This is a genomic window from Calidifontibacillus erzurumensis, from assembly GCF_013303125.1.
In the GTDB taxonomy this organism is placed as follows: domain Bacteria; phylum Bacillota; class Bacilli; order Bacillales; family Bacillaceae_J; genus Calidifontibacillus; species Calidifontibacillus erzurumensis.
The window spans coordinates 74785-95789 of the sequence record NZ_JABTTE010000010.1 but is presented as its reverse complement, the minus strand read 5'-3'; the positions used below and the strand labels follow the sequence as shown (position 1 = coordinate 95789).

General features: G+C 36.6%; 18 protein-coding genes. 5 read left to right on the top strand and 13 right to left on the bottom strand.

Features of this window, described 5'->3' with window-relative positions:
• Window positions 1–169 precede the first annotated feature (169 nt).
• Together HR057_RS09140 and gabT are read right to left on the bottom strand one after the other, a co-directional pair.
• Window positions 170–1561 (bottom strand): NAD-dependent succinate-semialdehyde dehydrogenase, encoded by a 1392-nt coding sequence (locus tag HR057_RS09140; RefSeq protein ID WP_173731120.1) that lies wholly within the window; start codon window positions 1559–1561, stop codon window positions 170–172.
• A 26-nt stretch (window positions 1562–1587) separates the two neighbouring features.
• Entirely contained in the window at window positions 1588–2892 is a 1305-nt protein-coding gene (gene gabT, locus HR057_RS09135; RefSeq protein WP_173731119.1) for a 4-aminobutyrate--2-oxoglutarate transaminase, read from the bottom strand.
• A 125-nt stretch (window positions 2893–3017) separates the two neighbouring features.
• Between gabT and gabR the strand changes: the two genes are divergently transcribed.
• Complete coding sequence (gene gabR, locus HR057_RS09130) at window positions 3018–4442, top strand: MocR-like transcriptional regulator GabR (RefSeq protein WP_173731118.1); 1425 nt, start codon at window positions 3018–3020, stop codon at window positions 4440–4442.
• Between the two features lie 131 nt (window positions 4443–4573).
• Here the strand turns inward: gabR and HR057_RS09125 are convergent, their stop codons facing one another.
• A complete protein-coding gene (locus tag HR057_RS09125; RefSeq protein ID WP_173731117.1) occupies window positions 4574–5956 on the bottom strand; it encodes an APC family permease in 1383 nt (460 codons plus the stop codon).
• 916 nt (window positions 5957–6872) lie between these two features.
• Between HR057_RS09125 and HR057_RS09120 the strand changes: the two genes are divergently transcribed.
• The 4 genes from HR057_RS09120 to HR057_RS09105 all read left to right on the top strand — a co-directional run bounded on the left by HR057_RS09120 (window position 6873) and on the right by HR057_RS09105 (window position 10855).
• Window positions 6873–7046 (top strand): hypothetical protein, encoded by a 174-nt coding sequence (locus tag HR057_RS09120; RefSeq protein WP_173731116.1) that lies wholly within the window; start codon window positions 6873–6875, stop codon window positions 7044–7046.
• A gap of 140 nt (window positions 7047–7186) precedes the next feature.
• A complete protein-coding gene (locus HR057_RS09115) occupies window positions 7187–8593 on the top strand; it encodes a purine-cytosine permease family protein (RefSeq protein WP_173731115.1) in 1407 nt (468 codons plus the stop codon).
• A gap of 6 nt (window positions 8594–8599) precedes the next feature.
• Window positions 8600–9205, top strand: a complete 606-nt coding sequence (locus HR057_RS09110; protein WP_173731114.1) for a methyltransferase family protein — start codon at window positions 8600–8602, stop codon at window positions 9203–9205.
• 141 nt (window positions 9206–9346) lie between these two features.
• Entirely contained in the window at window positions 9347–10855 is a 1509-nt protein-coding gene (locus tag HR057_RS09105; RefSeq protein WP_173731113.1) for a sigma 54-interacting transcriptional regulator, read from the top strand.
• 39 nt (window positions 10856–10894) lie between these two features.
• Here the strand turns inward: HR057_RS09105 and HR057_RS09100 are convergent, their stop codons facing one another.
• From HR057_RS09100 to HR057_RS09055, 10 genes are all read right to left on the bottom strand, one after another.
• The gene (locus HR057_RS09100) at window positions 10895–12970 is read right to left on the bottom strand and encodes a heterodisulfide reductase-related iron-sulfur binding cluster (protein ID WP_173731112.1); all 2076 of its coding nucleotides are present in this window, start codon (window positions 12968–12970) and stop codon (window positions 10895–10897) included.
• An 82-nt stretch (window positions 12971–13052) separates the two neighbouring features.
• Window positions 13053–14522, bottom strand: coding sequence for an aldehyde dehydrogenase family protein (locus HR057_RS09095; protein ID WP_173731111.1), 1470 nt, complete (start codon window positions 14520–14522; stop codon window positions 13053–13055).
• A gap of 107 nt (window positions 14523–14629) precedes the next feature.
• The gene (locus tag HR057_RS17035) at window positions 14630–15586 is read right to left on the bottom strand and encodes an electron transfer flavoprotein subunit alpha/FixB family protein (protein WP_230474407.1); all 957 of its coding nucleotides are present in this window, start codon (window positions 15584–15586) and stop codon (window positions 14630–14632) included.
• Window position 15587: 1 nt separating this feature from the next.
• The gene (locus HR057_RS09085) at window positions 15588–16355 is read right to left on the bottom strand and encodes an electron transfer flavoprotein subunit beta/FixA family protein (RefSeq protein ID WP_173731110.1); all 768 of its coding nucleotides are present in this window, start codon (window positions 16353–16355) and stop codon (window positions 15588–15590) included.
• Window positions 16356–16438: 83 nt separating this feature from the next.
• On the bottom strand, window positions 16439–16627 hold the full coding sequence (locus HR057_RS09080; protein WP_173731109.1) for a hypothetical protein: 189 nt from the start codon (window positions 16625–16627) through the stop codon (window positions 16439–16441).
• A 14-nt stretch (window positions 16628–16641) separates the two neighbouring features.
• Window positions 16642–17388 (bottom strand): (Fe-S)-binding protein, encoded by a 747-nt coding sequence (locus HR057_RS09075; protein WP_173731108.1) that lies wholly within the window; start codon window positions 17386–17388, stop codon window positions 16642–16644.
• 11 nt (window positions 17389–17399) lie between these two features.
• Window positions 17400–17897 carry a 4Fe-4S dicluster domain-containing protein gene (locus tag HR057_RS09070; RefSeq protein WP_173731107.1) on the bottom strand — a complete coding sequence of 166 codons (498 nt, stop codon included), beginning with the start codon at window positions 17895–17897 and terminating at the stop codon, window positions 17400–17402.
• A 2-nt stretch (window positions 17898–17899) separates the two neighbouring features.
• Window positions 17900–19417, bottom strand: a complete 1518-nt coding sequence (locus HR057_RS09065) for an FAD-binding oxidoreductase (protein WP_173731106.1) — start codon at window positions 19415–19417, stop codon at window positions 17900–17902.
• Window positions 19418–19617: 200 nt separating this feature from the next.
• Entirely contained in the window at window positions 19618–19869 is a 252-nt protein-coding gene (locus HR057_RS09060) for a hypothetical protein (protein ID WP_173731105.1), read from the bottom strand.
• A 26-nt stretch (window positions 19870–19895) separates the two neighbouring features.
• Window positions 19896–20183 (bottom strand): SAV0927 family protein, encoded by a 288-nt coding sequence (locus HR057_RS09055; RefSeq protein WP_196237905.1) that lies wholly within the window; start codon window positions 20181–20183, stop codon window positions 19896–19898.
• Window positions 20184–21005 lie beyond the last annotated feature (822 nt).

The following is a 21005-nucleotide window of genomic DNA, read 5'->3' as shown; positions in this document are numbered from 1 at the left end:
GCCATACGATATCAAGTGCAAACATCATCATTGGTCTTAAATACAGCTTAACTTTTCATGAATGATGTGCATACAGTTATACAAAAAGCTGATTCCAGGGGGTGAATCAGCTTTTTGTTTTAATGAATTCTCTAATTAAGGGGTGTAAAAAATAGAGAATTATTCACAATTAAACATTACCAATTGATAGATATTTAGTTTCTAAATAAGGCTCAATGCCTTCTAGACCTCCTTCACGACCTAATCCACTTTCTTTCATACCTCCAAATGGAATATGAGCACCGGATGGAGCACCGTCGTTCCAGCCAATAATTCCGAAATCCAAATTTTCATGCAAGTAAATGCCTGTTTTATAGTTATTCGTGAAGAAATAAGCCGCCAGTCCATATGGAGTACTGTTCGCAATTTCAACCGCTTCCTCAAGAGTTTTAAAAGTAATAATCGGAGCAACAGGTCCAAACGTTTCTTCCTGCATAATGATCATATCCGTTGTAACATTTGCTAAAACGGTAGGATAAACAAAGAAATAGCCTTGTTCTTTATCAGCTTCGAACCGGTTTCCTGCCAGTACAGTTGCTCCTTTATTCACCGCATCATTGATATGCTCTACAACCTTATTGAAGCTGCTTTCATTAATAATCGGTCCGATTTGTGTCCCTTCATCAAGCCCGTTGCCTACTTTTAATTGGCTTGCTTCCTCTGCTAATTTTTTAGAAAATGCTTCTGCAACATTTTCATGGACAATTAAACGGTTGGCACATACACATGTTTGACCTGCATTTCTAAATTTCGTTGCCATCGTTTGCTTCACTGCAAAATCAATATCAGCATCTTCTGCAACAATTAAAGGAGCGTGCCCGCCTAATTCCATCGTCACATGTTTGACAGTATCCGCACTCTCTCTAATTAATTGCTTTCCAATAGGAGTTGATCCGGTAAACGTAATTTTCCTAATATATTCGTTCTTTGTAAAAATTCTTCCAACAACAGAACCAGATCCATTCACATATTGAATCACATCCGTCGGAATCCCTGCTTCATGTGCAAGCTCCACTAATCTCATCGTCGTCAGTGGTGTCTCAACAGCAGGCTTAACGATAAATGGACAACCGGCTGCTAAAGCAGGAGCGGCTTTTCTTGTCATCATCGCTGCTGGGAAATTCCACGGTGTGATAGCCGCGACTAATCCAATTGGCTGTTTAGAGACAATGATTCGTTTCGTTTCCGTTGATGCAGGAATTGTGCGGCCGTAAATTCTTTTGGCTTCCTCTGCATACCAATCAATATAGCTTGTCGCATAATCAACTTCAGCCCGTGATTCAGCTAAAGGTTTCCCGTTTTCTAGCGTCATAATTTTTGCGATTTCTTCTTTATGCTCTTGAATCATCCGCGACCAGTTATATAATAACCGAGAGCGTTCATGTGCATTTACTTTTGACCATTTTTTAAAACTGTCATGCCCTCTTTTAATGGCTTGAACAATTTCTTCTTCTGAATTGACTTTCACTTCTTGTACGACCTGGCCAGTGGCAGGGTTTTTAACTATGATTACATCGCTCATCTAAATGACACTCCCTCATTTTGCAATTATTGAAAAGCATTTTCTAAAATAGCTAGTCCCTTTTCCAATTCTTCATCAGTAATGACGAGTGGTGCTAGGAAGCGAATAACATTGCTTTTAATTCCTGCAGAAAGGAGCAATAAACCGTTATTATTTGCATATTTTACAATTTCAGCTGTTTTTGTTTTGTTCGGCTTTTTACTCTTGCGATCCTCCACCAGCTCTACTGCAACCATGGCACCTAAACGGCGAATTTCACCGACATACTCATGTTTTTCTGCAAGCTCTTTTAATTTTGCTTCAATTTTTTGACCAATCATTTCTGCTTTTTCTGGCAATCTTTCTTCTTCCATAATATCGATCACAGCTAATGCAGCCGCACAAGCAACTGGATTCCCCGCATAAGTCCCGCCTAATTCACCAGGGTCTGCAACAGTAAGAATCTCTTTTCTGCCAACGACACCACTAAGTGGAAGTCCTGCTGCTAATGATTTCGAAACCGTCATTAAATCAGGTACAACCTCGAAGTGGTCAATAGCAAATAACTTTCCAGTGCGTCCAAATCCCGTCTGAATTTCATCAGCAACAAAGACAATTCCATGTTCTTTACAGAATGCATGAACCGCTTGAACGAATTTTTTCGGAGGAATAATAAAGCCGCCTTCCCCTTGAACAGGTTCCATTACGACGCAAGCAACTGTTTCAGGGGCTACTGTTGCAACGAAGAAATCTTTAAACTCTTCAATTTTCATATCAATATATTCTTCATCCGTCATGCCTTCTGGCTTATGATACATGTACGGGAATGGAGCTTGATAAATTTCTGGAGCAAACGGACCGAATCCGAACTTATATGGTTTCACCTTACTAGTCATTCCCATTGTTAAATTGGTTCTTCCATGATAGCCGCGGATAAATGAAACAACTGCTTGACGTCCTGTATAGCGTCTGGACATTTTAACCGCATTTTCAACAGCTTCTGCCCCAGAGTTAAAGAAAATTGCTTGTTTTTCATAATCTCCAGGTGTAATTTGGCATAGTTTTTCTGCAAGATTGATATACGTATCGTACATAATAACGTTAAATCCAGGATGTAAAAATCTTTCCACTTGATCTTTAACAGCTGCGATTACTTTCGGATGACAGTGACCTACATTCAATGTGCCAATTGCGCCCGCAAAATCGATCCATTCTTTTCCTTCTATGTCTATGACCGTTGCACCTGATGCTTTATGTGCGATGCTTAAATTTCCGTTACTTACACCTCTTGCGACATATTTTTGTCTCTTTTCTTGTAATTCCTTTGTAGATAATAAAGAAGTTGTGCCCATCGTTCTCCCCCTCGGCTTCCATAATTTTTTAATGATTGAAATTTAATGATATTCTGACACCTTTTTGGTACAATAAAAAGTACCAATAATAAAAAAATGATGGTACCAAGAGGCAGGGATCTCTAATGATTTTTTTAAAAAAAGCTCAAGAGATGGACAAGAAGTATATTTATCAACATATTTACGAGGAAATAAAAGAAAACATTTTGAACGGAAGGCTTAAACCCGGAGAAAAATTGCCACCAAAAAGAACATTGGCGGAACATTTAAATGTCAGTATTAATTCTGTGATGAACGCCTATGAACAATTGCTTGCAGAAGGCTATATTTATACGGTTGAACGAAAAGGATACTTTGTCGAAAAAATCACGCAATTTATCAATGTAGGAAACACCAACAAACCGTTATTAGCCGACGATTTAAAAGAAAGCATCCATGATAAAGATGGTTGGCTCTCACTTTCCCATATGAACTCGAATATTTCACTTTTTCCGTTTAAAGAATGGATGAAATGTCAACAAAAAGCCATTGAGAATCATAAAAGTGAACTGTCAGAAATTATCCATCCACAAGGCCCTTACATTGTCCGAAAAACCATTAGCCGGCTAATCTATCTAAATCGTGGAGTCGTTTGCGAACCGGAACAAGTCGTGTTTGGGGCAGGGACGATGTCGTTGATCCAACAATTAATGGGGATGCAAGATAAAAATTCAATTGTTGCGATGGAATGCCCTGGCTACTCAAGGCTGTACCATCTTTTGAAAAGCATGGAATTTGATGTCCATCCCATTCATTTAGATGATAAAGGAATTAACATTCAAGAAATCGAAAAATCGAATGTGAACTTTGTATTTGTAACACCGTCCCATCAATTCCCAACTGGAAAGATTATGCCCATTTCAAGACGAATTGAACTTTTAAACTGGGCAGCTGTAAGTGAGAATCGTTTTATTGTAGAAGATGACTATGACAGTGAATACAAATATGAAACAGATAATATTCCTTCATTACAAAGCTTGGACCGCAATCAACGTGTCATATATTTGGGCACTTTTTCAAAAACGATGCTGCCTGGTATGAGAATTAGCTATATGGTTTTACCGCCCGATCTATTAAGAAAATACCGCCTCCATTATTCGAATTTTATACAACCGTGCAACACATTAAATCTTTTTACATTGCATTATTTTATCGAAAACGGCGACTACAACCGTCATCTTAAAAGAATGAATAACCATTATGAAACAAATAGAAAAATCCTAATAAAAGAACTGAATAATCGTTTTGGAGAAAATATTAAAATTGAAGATGTGCCGGCAGGACTGCATTTTCTGGCCCACTTTAAAACGGATAAATCGTATGAGGAAATCGTAAATCTTGCAAATAAAGAAAAATTAGAAGTCTATACAATCAAACGTTTCATGTATGACAAACCATATTACCAGGATGGTTGGGTTTCTTTAGTTATTGGGTTTGCAAATATACAAGCAAATAAAATAGCAGAGGCTATAGATCGTCTTCATCGAATACTTTACAAGAAAGAAAAGTAATAAGAAATTAGTAGAATTAAAATATTTAGAAAAAACAGGTTAGGTGAAATTTGTTCCTAACCTGTCTTTTTTCTTTAAGGATTTGAAATTACCGTTAGAAATTCAAGCGCTTACAAGTTTATTTTCATCGTTTAAAAGTTTTCTACATTTGCACGAACTTCTTGTAAACTTTCCCTTGTCCGAAATTTAAATAATAAAAATCCCATTAAGCACCAAGTTCCTAAAATAATCCATTCCATTGGCCAAACTAGCGCTGAAGGCATTCCTGGGAAATAGAAAGTGACAAATAAAATACTGAGGGCGACTGCAAGTATACCTACAGTCTTCCAATATTTAATTTTATACGGACGCTCTAAATTTGGTTCTGTTTTTCTCAGCTTTAAAAAAGCAAGAGAAACAATCATATAACCAACTACAATCCCTACTCCTCCAGCGTCTACAATCCATACTAGGGCAGGTCTCCCAAGAAATGGTGCAACGAAAGCAAGTATACCTAGAAAAACTATTGCATTGGATGGTGTTTTATATTTAGGGTGTATATATCCAAACCATTGTGGAACCATATTCCGAACGGCCATCGCATAAAGAATTCGGCTTCCGCCAATGATGAATGCATTCCAGCTTGTAACAATTCCTGCTACTCCTCCAAATACAAGAAGCGATCCGAACCATGGATTTCCAAATAGATTTGCCATCGCATCGGCTGTTGCGAGAGATGAAGTAGCAAGCTGCTCTTCTGTTAACCCGATAGCAACCCCAAAAACGACAAATACGTAAAAAATAACAGAAGTAATGATAGAGATAATAATGATCCTTCCGATAATTTTTGGAGGCGCTTTAATTTCGGCTGCTACCTGCGGAATGACATCAAAACCTACAAATAAGAATGGGATCATGACTAAAACTATCATAATGCCTCCAACTCCATCTGCGAATAGAGGCTCTAAATTAGCAAAATTCCCATTTTTAAAAGCTCCAAAGACTAATAACAAACCAACGGCTACAATTGCCACTGTAAAAATCGATTGAAAAATTGCAGCCGGCTTAATTCCTAAATAATTGAGAGCGGTTAAAAAAATTGCCCCAATGGAACCGATGAGCGCCCAAGTTAAATATACTTTCCAGCCACCTAAGGTCCAAAGATATACTTTATGTTCCACAGGATAAATATAATCTAAAACCGTCGGCAATGCGACTGCTTCAAATGTAACAACCGAAACATAGCCGAACAACACGGCCCATGCAGCGACAAATGAAGATTTCATTCCAAAAGCTCGCAAGACGAAGACAAGTCCTCCGCCTGTTTCTGGAATAGCTGATGCCAACTCCGCATAAGTTAAACCAATAAAAATTACTAAAAGGCCCCCAAGTAAAAAGGCAATCACACTTCCCATAAAGCCTGCTTTCAATACCCATTCTCCTGATAGCACGACCCAACCCCAGCCGAGCATCGCTCCCATTGCTAGAAACAATACATCTACTTTCGACATCGATTGCGAAAATTTTTTCTCCATACATTCACCTCTTCATTAAAATTTCATTCTTTAGACGTACAACCCACAACACTGTAAGCGTTTTTACATTTCATTCTACTTTTCCTTTGAATATTAAATTAAAAGCGCGTGCCCCCTTACTATATTTCTATAATTCAGAATAATTAAATTACAATAACATTCTTACACTACTTTTCTCTATAAAAAAGTACCAAAGATTTATCATTAATAGTACCAAGAAGCTTATGAATACCTAATACAGTATTTAAATAGTAATGCAAAAATATGAAAAAGTATGTATAGATTTATTTTATAGACATAAAAAAATATTATACTTTTAAAAGTATTATATTTTTTAAAAATAATGTTCTTCTGATACTTTGATGAATGTATGGTTGATCGATTCATCGGTTACTTCTAATCTTTTACACAACAGATCAATAACCCTTCAAAACAAATATAAAATATTCAATTTTGAATAAAACCCCTTAGAATTCCTTATCTATTACCTTCTCTTTCCTCTTATGTAGAAAAGGCTACTTATTACGCGAAGATATAAGAAACGAGGCATGATTGAATCTTTAAACTTTACCAGCAATGCTACTAAAAATATTCATTTTTAAATATATCCCTATACATTTTTGAATATTTTCAAAAAATGTCTTCATCCTTCCTATTTTTTCATGATTATGAAGAATATTCTCATACTTATACTAAATACTAGCATTTGTATGAAAAGTAGAAATTTTTAGAAATTTGTTTACATCAGTCGAACGACCTCCTATAATGAATTTATATTCAGAAATGAATGACAAAATTTCGCTTTTGAATATACCCCCCTATTAAATATTTTCGAAATTGCATGAATATTCTATTTTGAAGTTTGGCACACTTCTTGCATTATTAATCAGTAAGACAGTCAGAGGGAGGTGGAAAGATGAGCCATGCTTCATTTGTAAAGGAATTATACGATGAATTGGAAGCACGCCTACAAATGCTAGAACAAAATGCTGAAACAGGAATTGTAAAAAGACAAACTATGAAAGATTATATTATGCCTACAGTAATTTCCGCTCTAATTACGATCTTTTTCTTCTCAGTCCTTCTGTAGAATCATTGAATTGGTTGGAAGAAGGTCTTTTTAGCGTTGCATTGGTTGTTAGCGTTTACAAATGGTCGGCTCTAGCTGAAGGCTAGAGCTAACTAAAATTTTTCATTTTCGTTCAATTTTAAGAAATAGGGGGGTTTTTCTTGAGCAGAAATATTCATGATGAGGTTAAGTTTGGATTTCTTCCTGCAAAAGAATCGGAGAGAGAATACGGTCTATGGGATTTTATCTTTGTGCAAACAGCCTTCGGAATTGCCGCATGGTGTTTCCTTGTTGGTGGCTATACAGGAATGGTGCTAGATGCTAAAGGTTCCGTTGCAACAATATTAATGGGAAATGCCTTCCCAGTATTTTTAATTACTCCAATTGCCATCTATTTTGCTAGATATGGAATCGATACGTTTATTGGCTTCCGTTCAGCCTTAGGTTATCGAGGCTCAGATTTATTCTTCGCATTATTTGCAATTTTAAATCTCGGATGGATGACTATTGCCTGTTTTATGCTAGGACAGGCGGCAGCTAAAATTTCAGGTATTTTAGGTCTTGGCGAGTTTCTTTCCGCCCGTGAAACCGGAGCACCACTATTCGCTATTATTTTCTTCTTTTTAGCATTCTATATTGCATACAAAGGACCTACCGCTATTAAGTGGTTTGTAAGAATAGGTGTTCCTTCTATAATAATTATTTTAACCGGATTAATGATCATGGTTATTTTCGTCGAAGGGTTGGATTCTTTATTAGCCCGGCAACCGGCAGAACCATATGAAAGTCAAGCACGTTCATTAGCCACCGCATTAGAATGGAATGCTGGGCTTGGATTTTCTTGGCTTCCATATATAGGCATATGGGCTCGGCTTGCAAAATCTGAAAATATTGCCTATTCCGGAGCATTTTTAGGATTAGGTGTTATTTTAAATATCGCTGCAGTCTTTGGTGCGTTTACGGCTTTAATCGTATATTTTACAGATCCAACAGATTGGATGGTAGCAATCGGTGGACCAGTGGTAGGTCTAATTGGATTAATTCTATTAATTACAGGTAATTTTGCATCAGCGGTCGTATTAATGTATTCACAAGCTATTAGCTTTAAAACCCAATTCCCTGATAAGAAATGGATCATTGCCATTAGTACAACTTTACCGTCCATTATCCTTATGTTAAGTCCAACTTTCTATGATAAATATAATGTATTTTTATCTTTCATCGGTTATTCAATGGCTGTTATCGGCGGAATTATGATCGCGGATTACTTTTTCGTCAAAAAGCAACAAGTTTCCGTTAGAGACCTATATAACCGTAAAGGCAAATACACGTACTGGAAAGGGTTTAACCCAGCTTCAATTGTAAGTACAATCCTTTCTTCTATTTTTTATTGGAGCATTTACAACCCAGTAGCAGATGTTGCTACTCCAGTATTTAACTATTTATCAGCAAGTATCCCAACATTCTTTGTAGCGGGACTAATCCATTATGTCGCAGCCAAATACGTTTTTAGATTGGATAGAGATATTTATGATGTCGTTAATCATTCGGTAAGAAAGGAAGCGTAAGTCAAAGTGGAGTCGTTACATGAACCAATATGGGGTCGATGGGATTTAGTCGTCGTATCAATTATCGTTCATCTAATATTTCTGTTCTTTTTTATAAGCAGTTCCTTTGCACGGCCCAAAAAAGTTGACTTTAGAAGCAAAGGAATATTAGTTGGTTTTATTGTTGCTCTCTACTTTGAAATGTATGGTATTCCTTTAACGATCTTTTTATTACAACCTTTACTGCCGAATCCGTTGGAAAGTTTGTATCCCCTTCCGATAGCCATTCGAATTTTGGGCAGTGTGCTCATATTCGCCGGTTTCATCGTGATCTATTTAGGATGGAAAAAAATCCATCGAAAAAGCGACGGGGTTGTTACAGAAGGGATTTACCAATATATTAGGCATCCGCAATACGCAGGTTTGTTCTTGCTTACATTCGGTCAACTGATCCAATGGCCAACGATCACGGGTATTCTACTGTGGCCCATCTTATTGTTTATATATTATAGGCTTGCATTAAAAGAAGAAAGGGATGTTGAGGAAAAATATGGTATGGAATATACCAAATATAAATCTGAAGTGCCAAGATTTTTCCCAAAATTAAAAAGATTAAGGATAAAAAATGCATAGAGTTCTTCGGACTTCCTCCTATTATGTATAAAAAAATTTACATATGGAGGCGGTCCTTTCCTTGTTTTTTAACGAATGCCTAACACAGAAAATCTACATACATCTAAAACGATGAATGAGTAAAAGAAACGGAGGGTGCTTATGAATACTCAAGAGATTTCTACCATTGAAACGAAAGAAAGTATTTTTGCTTCCCAGCCATTTATTGCACAAAGTTTACAAATGAAAAATATCGTAAGTGTTATTGAAAAAGTTGGAAAGGTTTCTTCTACAGTGTTAATTGTCGGCGAGTCTGGAGTCGGCAAAGAACAGGTTGCGAATGCGATTTACCGATGTAGTAAGCGGAAAGGCAAACCATTTATTAAGATCAATTGTGGTGCCATTCCGGAATCATTAATTGAATCTGAATTATTCGGCTATAAAAAAGGCGCTTTCACTGGAGCTGACGCCAGTGGAAAAACAGGGTATTTTGTTCAAGCCCACCAAGGCATTATTTTCTTAGATGAAATTACAGAATTGCCTTTAAATCTGCAGGTAAAATTACTTCGAGTACTTCAAGAAAAAGAAGTAACACCCATTGGCTCTTCAACGCCAATTCCTGTTGACGTACAAATCATTGCAGCAACCAATCGGGACCTTCCTAAACTTGTAAAAGAAGGCCGCTTTCGGGAAGATCTTTATTATCGCTTAAATGTTGTCAATATTTATATACCGCCATTAAGGGAAAGAAAAGATGATATACCTCATCTTGTTAATAGTTTTTTAGAAATGTTCAACCGATTGTACCATAAGGAAGTTCATATTACGAAAGATGCCCTTGAATTGCTGAAAGACTATCCATGGTATGGAAATATTAGAGAATTAAAAAATTGTATCGAGCGGATGGTAGTTATAGCAGATACTTCAGTCATTAATACTGAAAATATTAACCTATATTTACCGAAAACAACTACCGAAGAAAATAGCAATATTCAAATTTACGATATCATTCCGATGAAAGAAGCATTGGAATACGTTGAGGAAAAATTAATCGTAATGGCAATAGAAAAATATAAATCCATAAATGCAGCAGCGAAAATCTTAGGGTTAACGCAACCAACAATGAGCAGGAAATATAAGAAAATAAAAGAAAAACGAAACAAAAATAATCCAAATAAAATCGATAAGAGTGTCTTAATAAAAAATGAGCTCCACAACCACCTTCAATCGATCGCTACTGTGATTGCCGCGTCTTTAAATATCGATAAAATAATAAAACTGAAAGAAAATCTTACTATAGAAAATCCAGAATATCATTACTTACAAAATAAATTAACAAAAATTCGAGTAAATGAAGGAAAAATTTGCTGGAGTTATATTTGGATTCTCGATTCTAATAATAGAGTCATTAATTTAGCAACGGATGAAAAATTAAAAATGGTTCCAGGGGAAGAATATATTGGTCCGCCAGAAATGATGGATGCGATCTATAAAGGATTTAAAGGGAAGGTTTCTGTAACGCCACTATATACAGATAAATATGGTCAATATATGTCGAGTATTGCACCAATCAGAGACGAAGATCAAAATATTATCGCTATCGTCGGGGCAGATTTCAGCGTGGACTATATTAACAAACATACGAAAAAACTCATGAGTCTCCTTTCTTAATATCCTCCGTGGGAAAAAAACAGTCCCACGGAGTTCTTTTTAGACAGCTTCTTCTATCTTTTCTTCTTTTGCCATATTTTCATAGACAATTTCAGCCAAATCTTTAATTCGCACATCTTTTTCCATTGTGCGGGCAGAATCCTCAAGCATCATGAGACAGAATGGACAGCCAAGTGCAATCGTTTCAGGCTCAACAACCGTCAATTGTTTCATACGATTATTACTAATTTTTTCTTGTTCAGGAACTTTATACCAATAGTTGCCTCCACCAGCACCGCAACAGGATGTTTTATCTTTCGATTCTTTTATTTCTAAAATTGGCTGGTCCATCACACTTTGGAGAACTTTTCTAGGTTCTTCAAAAATATTATTCCATCTACTTAAATTACAAGAATCATGGAATACGATTCTTTCGTTCGTTTTTGTTTTCAGTGGTACTCGGTTTTCCCGAATCAATTGCTCCAAGAATACGCTATGATGGTACACTTCGTAATTTCCGCCAAAATCTTTGTATTCATGTTTTAACATATTATAAGCATGCGGATCATGCGTAATAATTTTCTTTACTTCATAACTATTTAATAACTCAACATTTTCCATCGCTATTAATTGAGCCCGGCCTTCTTCACCCATCCGTTTTGGAATTTCACCATCATTTTTCTCTTCATGAGTGAAAATTGCAAAATCTACTTTGGCAGCTTTTAAAATTTCTACAAAGCTTTTTACAACATTTTGAATGCGAGGGTCATAAGAACCTAAATCACCAACCCAATATAAATATTCAGCAGTTGGATTTTCTTCTAATAACGGTACACCTAATTCGACTAACCATTCATTTCTCTTATATGACGGCAAACCTAATGGGTTGAAATTTTGGTCCAGATTATTAAATAAAGCCGTTTTCTGATTATCTAACTTGTTCTCGGCAACTAAATATCTTCGTAAATCAAGAATATAATCGACATGCTGGATTTGAGCTGGACATTCCTCCATACAAGCACCGCAATTCGTGCAACTCCAAATCTCATTTTCTGTCAGTAAACCTGATTCAAAAAAATTAACCTTTTGTTCTTCCAAATTCACCGTATATTTATCAAACGTATTTTTCAATTTTTGAACGAATAATCTAGGGTTTAGTTCCCGCCCGCTTGCATGGGCCGGACAGACGGATTCACATCGACCACAATTCACACATGCAGCTAAATTTAATTTTGCCTTCCAGTTCAAGTCTTGAGCACAAGCAATTCCAATTTGAAGCTCGTTTTCTTCATCATCCTCTTGATCCTCTAATTCCATAATATTGAAAGGTGTCGTCAGTTTCGCTTTTTCTCGATCCACTGGCAATAAAAATTGATTTAACGGAATGAGAATGACATGTTTAAGGACAGTAATCGGTAGGACAGCAATAAAAGCAAAGGCTACAAATAAGTGGGACCACCAAAGACCAACATAAATACTACCTAATGTTTCAGCAGATGGCTGAAAACTTATAAAAACTTTTGATATTCCATAGGCGATAAATGAAAAGACGCCCCATTCCACTGGTTGTAAAGTTAATCGTATCCCTTCTATAATAAAGCCGCTTAATCCAAGATATAACAAACATAACAATAAGAAGAAATTTTCATGACTTGAATGCAAATGTTTGGGCTTGATGACTAGTCTTCTATATAAAGCCATCGTGATTCCGATGACTAATAGCAGTCCTGCAAGTTCTAAAATAAACTCATAAATTAAATAAAAATTGCCTTTGATCAGGCTTTCTACACCAAAATGTTTTAAAATATCTTGCTCTAAAAATACTAGAAAAGTTCCAATAAATAGAAAAATCATTCCATAAAATATGGAAAGGTGCATGACTGCAGAATACTTATCTCTACGAACTTTCTTTTGTGCGATGATGTTTTGAATAATTCTCTTAAAGATTTCATTCCCATGGTTTTTATATTGAGTTTTTAATTCACCCCAAAGTTCTTTTATGTTAATCCCATAGTTTTTTATTTTATTAGATACTGCCCAACCAATAAATACGACAACTACTAGAAAAAATGTATACATTAAATAGGGTGTCCATCCAGGTAAGAATGGCAGATACTCCCTAAAAATTTCCTGCATCTATAAGCCCTCCCCTCACGACTCAAATTTGATCCAATCCCCCTTAGACTTGTAAACCATCTAAGGGGGATGTGTTTATTTATTAATTTTCAAACCAACCAGTTGGTTCAACATTCATATTGATATTAATTTGCTTCACTTCTGTAAATTCCTCATAGCCGTATGTTCCTAAGCCACGGCCAATTCCGCTTTGTTTATAACCGCCCCATGGCGCTTCATTATAAGTTGGGTGGTACGTGTTAATCCAGCAAATGCCTGCCCGCATTTTCTTAATGACACGCATAGCCTTCGCACCATCTTGTGTAAATACACCAGCTGCAAGTCCGTATGGGGTGCCATTGGCTAATTCAATCGCTTCTTGTTCATCTTTGAATTTTTGAACAACTAATACGGGTCCAAAAATTTCTTCTTGAACAATTCTCATATCAGGTCTCGCATCCACAAAAATCGTTGGTTCCACGAAAAATCCTTTATCAAGTTCATTTTCTACTAACCGTTTTCCGCCACAAACAAGTTTTGCGCCCTCTTCGATACCAATTTGAATGTAGTTTAGTACTTTCTCCATATGCTCTTTACTTACTAGCGGTCCCATTTCTGTACTCTTGAAATATCCAGGACCTACACGAATTTTTTTCGCTCTCTCTACTAATCTTTCAATAAATTTATCGTGAATGCTCTCCTCAAGCAGCAAACGGGAACCTGCTGAGCATACTTGACCGGAGTTTGCAAAAATACCAAACAGCGCATAGTCTACAGCTGTTTCAAAATCAGCGTCTGCAAATACGATGTTCGGAGATTTACCGCCTAATTCTAATGAGATCTTTTTAATATTTCCTGCGGCAGCTTTCATAATTTCACGGCCGGTTTTTGTACCGCCTGTAAATGACACTTTATCGACATCATGACTTGCAGCAATTTCAGCACCTACGGTAGGTCCTGGTCCAAGAACAAGATTGGCTACACCCTTCGGTATACCTACTTCTTCAATAATCTCAAACAATTTAACACTAGTTACTGGTGTGATCTCCGATGGTTTGTAAACGATCGTATTACCAGCAGCAAGGGCCGGAGCAATTTTCCATACTCCCATTAATAATGGATAATTCCATGGAGTAATTAAGCCACAAACGCCCACCGGCTCACGAACCGTCATCGCTTGAGTCGCATCAGCTACCTCATACGTATATCCATGAGGTTTTGAAACTAATCCGGCATAATAACGGAAACAATCGACAGCATCACCAATATCAAATTCCGCTTCACGATGAGGCTTCCCATTATCTAAAGTTTCTAATTCTTTAAACATTTCTGCGCGCTCTTCAAGCTTATCAGCAATTTTATATAAATAATTTGCTCTCTCTTTCGCAGGCAAGTCTGACCAGACGCCTGAATCAAAAGCCTCTCTAGCAACTTTAATAGCGATTTTTGCATCTTCTTGGTCGCCCTCTGCCGCCACTGCGATGACTTCACCATTGGCAGGATTTATAATTTCCCTCGTTGCCCCTGATAAAGCATTGACCCATTCGCCATTTATATACATCTTTAAATTCATAAAGTATCAAACACCTCTCATTGACAAATTTAAACGTATATTTATATTGAAAAGCTCTCTAGCTGGTCGAGCTTTTAGTTTTCGTTTCCTTCATGAATTAATAGATTCTATTTATTTACAACTGCCTGAAGCGCTTGTTGTAATTTTGGAACAACTTCATATAAATCGCCGACAATTCCATAGTCTGCAATTTCGAAAATAGGCGCATTTTTATTATTGTTAATCGCAACAATCACTTTGGCATCTTTAATACCAACAGCATGTTGAATTTGTCCTGAAATTCCAATCGCTACATATAGATCAGGCGCAACGATCGTACCTGTTAAACCGACTTGTCTTTCTGGCTTTAACCATTTAAAGTCTTCTACAATTGGTCGAGAACATCCTAATTGGGCACCGATTGCATTGGCTAATTGTTCTACGATGCCAATATCTTCTTGTTTATTAATCCCACGGCCAATAGATACAATTTTTCTTGAAGATTTTAAGTCTACGGTTTGTTCGATTTCGCGTGTTTGTGTAATTTTTTTCTTTAATGGTTTTGTTTCAAACGTTTCTTCACTAAAAGTTGATAGATTATTTTCTTCATTTTTATAGATTTCCCGGCAGCTATTTTCATTTAATGTTACAACGATAGAATTATTTGTTAATTTGTAATTTCCAATAACGACGCCACCGTATAACATTTTTTCAGCTATTAATGAACCGTCGCCGTCTTTTTTAATCGCCAGGCAATCCGTTAAGCAGCTTGCTTCTATTTTTGTACTTACACGTCCAGCAATTTCTACTTCAAACGGTTGGTTTAACATGACTAGCGTGCTTGCCTCATATTTTTCCATTACTTTTGCAACGATCTCACTGACTGTTTCTGGGAATTTTCCCTCTCCAGAAGCAAAAATTACTTTATCAACTCCGCAATTCACTAATTTTTGAGCATCTTCACGATTTCCGATTACTAATGCTAAAATTTCATCTGCACCAAATTCTGATTGAATCTTTTTTGCTTCGTTCAGAACATAAGGAATTTTCTCTGTATTAGATCCATATAAAAGAATACTCGCCATCTTAAAATACGCCCTCCCTGCTTAATTCTTCTACTAGATTATTGACAGCTCCGTCTAAATCGCCTTCAAAAATAACTTTTTTGCGTTGAGTGGAAACAATATTATAATCTCTTAAACTGACGTTAGCAGTTACACCGTCTAAGTTGTCTAATTCACTTAGGGACATCGTTTTAATTCGGTTCGCCTTTACTTTCATAATTTGAATAGCAGTCGGCAGGCGTGGAGTATTGATGGAACGGTCCACCGTCACAACGACAGGCAGTTCTGCCTCAATGGTCTCAATCGTTTGTCCGATTTTCCGTTCGGTAGTGACTTTACTTCCAGCCACATCGATTTTTTGAACATATGAGATATTCTCATAACCTAACCATTCAGCTAAACTAATGCCGGTAATGTTATTGCTAATATCCTCAGAAACTGAGCCAGCGAAAATAAGATCAAAACCACCAAGTTTTTGGATCGCTTTACTTAATATTTTTGCAATTTGAACAGAATCATATTTAGATACATCTGTATCCTCCACGAGGTAAGCATTGTCAGCGCCCATTGCCAATCCTTCTTTTAATGTCTTTTGGGCTTCTTTTGGTCCTATTGTTAATAAAGTTACTTCTCCATTCGTTGCTTGCTTAATCTTTACCGCTTCTTCAATAGCATTTTTGTCATAGTCATTGATTTTGGTAGGAACTCCTCGTAATACTAATTCCCCGTTTTGGTCTACGCGAACTTCTGTTGTATCGACTACGTGCTTTACACAAACTAGAATTTTCACCCTAAATCCTCCTTGTATTTATTTAATTGAGAAGGAGTTATCAAACTAGCAAAATACTAGTTTGATAACTTGCCTCAAGATAATTACTCTTCCTCGGGTGGTGCTGGAACACCATCTGAAAAGTGGTTTAGCATCCATTCCAAGTACATCGTTCTACATTTAATAATTCTTCGACACTCTGCATCATTCATAACGGTTTGTTTCACATAATGTTGCATTCTCGCAGGATCAACTTCATAGTATCCTTTCTCAAAAATGACTTTTTCTGCCATGGTTCTCCCTCCTTTTATGCGATCCCCATTGATTTCGCTACTAATTCAACAACATGTGTCGGGCTTACATCGATTCCAGATTTAGCAGATGTTTCTGTTAGATGGTCCTTACAATGTGGACAAGCAACTAACAATGTATCTGCCAATTCAACTGCATCTTGGATTCGTTTTTTACCAATTTGATAAGCTTTATCCGGGTGAATCTTTTTGAACGATGAAGTACCATTTCCGCAGCAGTATGCCCATTGCGTAACAGGATGTTCATCATTAAATGTAATTCCCGGAATCTTTTTAATTAAATTTCTCGGCGATTCGTTAATGTTTACCATTTTATTTAGTGAGCATGGGTCATGGTACGTAACAACCATTTTGACCTCATTGGTAAGCTCGATTTTTCCTGCCTCCACTAATTCCCACAAGTAATCGGTTACAAATACGCACTCAAAAGGCAAAGGACCAAAATGTTTTGGATATTCTTTTACGAAATACGTATACTCATGCGGGTTCACGATAATCACCCGTTTGGCACCCGCTTCCTCTAGCATGCGAATATTTTCTCTGCCATGTTGAAGCCAAAGATCTAAATTTGTTTCTAACAACTCACCATTGGTGACGGCAGGTTTTTTAATTACATTTACTTTTTCCCCTGCCTTCATCATAATTTGAGCGGTTAATCTAGGAAGTTCAGATGATTGTGTTGCACTAAAGTAATCGACAAAGAGAAATGTTTCGTCTGGTTTATATGTTTTCTTGTCCGCCATGTTAATCCCCCTTAAACAATGTTAATTCCTAAACCTTTAGACCATTGCAGCAATTCTTCTCCTGAGCCGTTGTACAAATTCATATGTTCATCAATATATTTTTGAACTTTATCAAATCCTTCATATGTGTTGCCGGAAGCGATTACATCTCTTCTAAATTTTCTTACTAAATCTACTGTTGTCGTTTCGTATTTATAGAAGTCTGCAGAGAATAATGTAGTTGGACAACGCAACTCACATGCTCCACATTGTAAGCAATGTGTAAATTCGTCTTTAATATTGTTGATCGTATCCAAACCTTTCGATACGGCAAAAAGCATCGTCTGAAAGCCGTAAGATGTATGGTTTTCATCGCGATCGATCGTATGAACTGGACATACTTCACGGCAAAACTTATGTCTACAAGCAAAAGTTGCATAACAATCTTTCTGTAATTCTTCACTGATCGGTTCGCCATCTTTAAATGGAGTTGTATAATAAAACTCTTTTTTAGATAATAGTTCAGCCATCTTTATTCCTCCTTATAAGCGTTATCTAAAAGGTATTTGTTTGGATTCATAATATTGTTTGGATCGAGAAGCTTTTTAATCTTTTTCATTAATTCATAGTTTCCGTTTGGTCCTAGCTCTTCATAAATAACAACTTCTTCATCCCCTGGGCGTGTTCCACCATGGCAGCAAGAGATTGTTCCTTCATGTTCCACAACGACTTTGGCAATTTCTTCTTTCATTTTGAGCCAGTCTTGCCAAATCTCTTCTGTCATTGCTAATTCATTGACACCGATATCAATTTCAACTAAGTAATCGCCCCATGGCTTATAGGCATTCGCTGTGTACATGAACATGCCCCAGTTATCGAAAATTCCGTCATGTTTTTCCACATATTTATTAACTATCTTGTGCCATTTCTCTTTAACTCTAGGCAGTTCAGAGTAGTTAATAGCTGCATCTTCACAGTGCCATGAAAGTAATACAACCTGTCCGTCAGCACGTCGTCCATGGAATGGGATATGGTACCGGTCATGACGGGAAGCCCAGTCCCCTTCTGACATTTCTTGGCCTAAATATCTTCCGCCGCATTCTTTAGCGATTTTGAAAATGACTTTTTTCGCTTCATTTACTTCCGCATTTGTTCCATAAAGAACGGTACAGATTACACTTCTGTCATCATCACGTAATGGGATAAATGCTTCATCATCCCGCTTTAAATATTCAATCTTGCGCTCATCGTACATAATTAATGCGCTTAAAGTTTTTAATCCAGACGTACCTAATTTGTAAACGGCTTTATAGTTTTCTTCGAAACTCTTGAAAGCAAAGAATGCTGGGAATACAGCTTCTGGACGCGGGAAAATTTCTAATACGGCTTCCGTTGCAATTCCAAGAGTTCCCTGGTGTCCAATAAATAAGTCTTTTAATCGATAACCAACAGCTGATTTACGAATTTTCTTTCCGCCGCCCTCTCCTACATGGATCACTTCACCTGTAGGTAACACATGTTTTAAGCTGACTACTAAATCTCTCGTATGACCATGGCCTGAACCAACGAGGCTTAAACCGCTGCATCCGATTCTTCCACCAACGGTTGCATTGATATAACCAGCTGGGTCATCTGGATGCCAATAACCTAACTTACCAAGAACTTCATTTAAACGAAGAAGATTGATACCTGTTTGAACGGTTACAGTCATATTCTCTTCATCAATTTCTAAAATTTGATTCATTTTTTTAATATCTATAACAATTCCGTGTTTCAAAGGAACCGCTCCATCGGCAAGACCGCTTCCGCCACCCCGTGGAACGATCGGCACTTTATACTTATTCGCAATTTTGACGATCCCTACCACATCTTCCGTAGTACTTGGTAATACAACAATGTCAGGAAGATGGTCTTTCCATCTTTGAACAGGGAAAGGGGAACAAGAAGCACTTCTTGTAACCTTATGCCTCATTTCTGTTAAAACGTTTTCTTTTCCTAATAAATCGACTAATTCTTGTACTGTCCTGTCCAATACTTCAGTAGAAAGCATTTTGTCACAACTCCTTTTCTATTAATCTAAGAATATTCTGAGAATAGAGTCATTTACTCTTTTCGCTTTATTTAATAGCAAGTTCCATGCCAACTTAGAAAATATTTAAAAATCAATATTTTAAGAATTTTTGAATGTTAATGGGCATCTTTTCTATTCAAAATTAAATTTTCGTTATTTAATAATGAATATTCATTTTTTCAATCACTTCCAGCCGGAACTAGATCTTGTTTCACAACTGCAAGAACCTTCCCCGGAAAAACGCTGTCTCCTACTTTGACTTGTAAAGTATAAACCTCTCCGCTAAGTCCAACTGATAAGGTCGTAACCTTGCCATCTTCTTCTCTAATCTTAAATAATTGCTCCCATTCATATATTCTCGAAGTGGTGTCTATAAGCACTTCTTCAACGATTCCATAACAAGGGCTTATAACAGGCTCTACAATATTCAAAGATTTTCCTCCTCTCTTTCTAGCTTTTAATATTGAGTTGTAAATTCCACTTTGCTTAATATTTGTTGAAAAAATTGTTGGACGACCTCTACATCTTCTTTTTTGATTCCTAATGGCTCTCTCCATAAAAACTCATTTTCAATGTCTTCTTGACTCATTAAAACCATTCGTCCGGTTTGGATGGAGACTACCATCGATTTATTGTAAAAATGACTGGAATAAATGACCGTTAAATCATACCGGCTGTTAGTTGTCCCTAGACAAAAATAATGAACAGCTTGTGTGTCTCTCACTTCCTGTAAAATTTCTACCATAATATACCTCCTTACAATGAAGTTTAGCCTTGAAGTTAATCACCTCACTTAAGCACAAAACCATTGCCTGACCGATCTTTCAGCCTCAAAATCTCGAAATTTTGAAATGAAATCTATTTCAACAAATATTTAGGCTGCAAACTTCCATGCCCCTCTGCAAACTTGAGCTGTTTTAACACTTTATTCAGGAGTAACTTCGATATTTATTTCGTTTTAATCAGCTTCGTTATTTGGCCAATTTACCTTTGTTGATTTTGCATGAATAAAAATAGGATATGATTGCACTTCCTGTTTTTTCTAAAATATCTGGAACTGCAACCATTTTGTTTTTTCTAACGACGAAACCACCTCTTTCCTGTTTTTTCACTTTTTAAAAGATTGCAATTTTTATGCCAACTTCAATTACAGTCATTTAAGCCATTTTCTGTTACGTTTGAACTTTATTTTTCAAAATAAGCGCATAGCGAATATTCATTTTTGAATAAATCAAGATTTTGCTAAATACCCCCTTAGGGCGTTTTTGGCAAGTTAAGCTCTTTTGTATGTACTAAGTATTACTTTTATAATTTTTCAAGAACTCAACTACGCAAACGAAGTTTTCCATCTTTTTTGGGGTGGTGATTTTTCACTTGTTTAAACCTATAGAGATCAATAGCAAAATTGGAGAAGGAAGGTTTTAACATAAAATTAATAAAATGAAAAAATACATTTGGCGGAGTCTACATGGGTGTGAAGAAGCAGGTGTCGATCTTAAGGAGGGAATATTCAAAATTAAATAAAACGAGAAACAATGTGAGGGTCAGGTTTTTAAACCTATTAGGG

Coding starts and splice junctions, on each gene's coding strand:
- HR057_RS09140 (WP_173731120.1), bottom strand. CDS start 1,561: ATGAGCGATGTAATCATAGTTAAAAACCCTGCCACTGGCCAGGTCGTA.
- gabT (WP_173731119.1), bottom strand. CDS start 2,892: ATGGGCACAACTTCTTTATTATCTACAAAGGAATTACAAGAAAAGAGA.
- gabR (WP_173731118.1), top strand. CDS start 3,018: ATGATTTTTTTAAAAAAAGCTCAAGAGATGGACAAGAAGTATATTTAT.
- HR057_RS09125 (WP_173731117.1), bottom strand. CDS start 5,956: ATGGAGAAAAAATTTTCGCAATCGATGTCGAAAGTAGATGTATTGTTT.
- HR057_RS09120 (WP_173731116.1), top strand. CDS start 6,873: ATGAGCCATGCTTCATTTGTAAAGGAATTATACGATGAATTGGAAGCA.
- HR057_RS09105 (WP_173731113.1), top strand. CDS start 9,347: ATGAATACTCAAGAGATTTCTACCATTGAAACGAAAGAAAGTATTTTT.
- HR057_RS09100 (WP_173731112.1), bottom strand. CDS start 12,970: ATGCAGGAAATTTTTAGGGAGTATCTGCCATTCTTACCTGGATGGACA.
- HR057_RS09095 (WP_173731111.1), bottom strand. CDS start 14,522: ATGAATTTAAAGATGTATATAAATGGCGAATGGGTCAATGCTTTATCA.
- HR057_RS17035 (WP_230474407.1), bottom strand. CDS start 15,586: ATGGCGAGTATTCTTTTATATGGATCTAATACAGAGAAAATTCCTTAT.
- HR057_RS09080 (WP_173731109.1), bottom strand. CDS start 16,627: ATGGCAGAAAAAGTCATTTTTGAGAAAGGATACTATGAAGTTGATCCT.
- HR057_RS09075 (WP_173731108.1), bottom strand. CDS start 17,388: ATGGCGGACAAGAAAACATATAAACCAGACGAAACATTTCTCTTTGTC.
- HR057_RS09070 (WP_173731107.1), bottom strand. CDS start 17,897: ATGGCTGAACTATTATCTAAAAAAGAGTTTTATTATACAACTCCATTT.
- HR057_RS09065 (WP_173731106.1), bottom strand. CDS start 19,417: ATGCTTTCTACTGAAGTATTGGACAGGACAGTACAAGAATTAGTCGAT.
- HR057_RS09055 (WP_196237905.1), bottom strand. CDS start 20,183: ATGGTAGAAATTTTACAGGAAGTGAGAGACACACAAGCTGTTCATTAT.